General features: G+C 52.9%; 5 tRNA genes. All 5 read right to left on the bottom strand.

Annotation, left to right across the window (positions count from 1 at the left end):
* Positions 1-3 precede the first annotated feature (3 nt).
* The 5 genes from ATCC9714_RS16565 to ATCC9714_RS16545 all read right to left on the bottom strand — a co-directional run bounded on the left by ATCC9714_RS16565 (position 4) and on the right by ATCC9714_RS16545 (position 438).
* Positions 4-79: transfer RNA gene (locus ATCC9714_RS16565), tRNA-Lys, on the bottom strand.
* An 11-nt stretch (positions 80-90) separates the two neighbouring features.
* Positions 91-166 (bottom strand) — tRNA-Gln (locus tag ATCC9714_RS16560).
* Between the two features lie 6 nt (positions 167-172).
* Positions 173-249: transfer RNA gene (locus ATCC9714_RS16555), tRNA-Arg, on the bottom strand.
* Positions 250-268: 19 nt separating this feature from the next.
* Positions 269-342 (bottom strand) — tRNA-Gly (locus ATCC9714_RS16550).
* Between the two features lie 11 nt (positions 343-353).
* Positions 354-438: transfer RNA gene (locus tag ATCC9714_RS16545), tRNA-Tyr, on the bottom strand.
* Positions 439-442: the final 4 nt, after the last annotated feature.

The following is a 442-nucleotide window of genomic DNA, read 5'->3' as shown; positions in this document are numbered from 1 at the left end:
TGTTGGTGACCCATCCGCGACTCGAACGCGGGACACCCTGATTAAAAGTCAGGTGCTCTACCGACTGAGCTAATGGGTCATTAAGTTTTTTGGCAGGGGATGCAGGACTCGAACCTACGCATGTAGCAGTCAAAGTGCTATGCCTTACCGACTTGGCGAATCCCCTATAAAGTGGTGAGCGCACAGGGATTCGAACCCCGGACACACGCCTTAGAAGGGCGTTGCTCTATCCAGCTGAGCTATGCACCCACATTATTGGAAACATTTTTGGAGCGGGTGAAGGGGATCGAACCCTCACAGCCGGCTTGGAAGGCCGGAACTCTACCATTGAGCTACACCCGCATTTATTAAGTTGGTGGAGGATGGTGGATTCGAACCACCGAAGTCAGTGACAACAGATTTACAGTCTGCCCCCTTTGGCCGCTCGGGAAATCCTCCACGT

The sequence above is a fragment of the Paraclostridium sordellii genome, from assembly GCF_000953675.1.
GTDB lineage: Bacteria > Bacillota > Clostridia > Peptostreptococcales > Peptostreptococcaceae > Paraclostridium > Paraclostridium sordellii.
The sequence above is the reverse complement of the archived record's forward strand: the minus strand, read 5'-3'. Positions and strand labels throughout refer to the sequence as shown.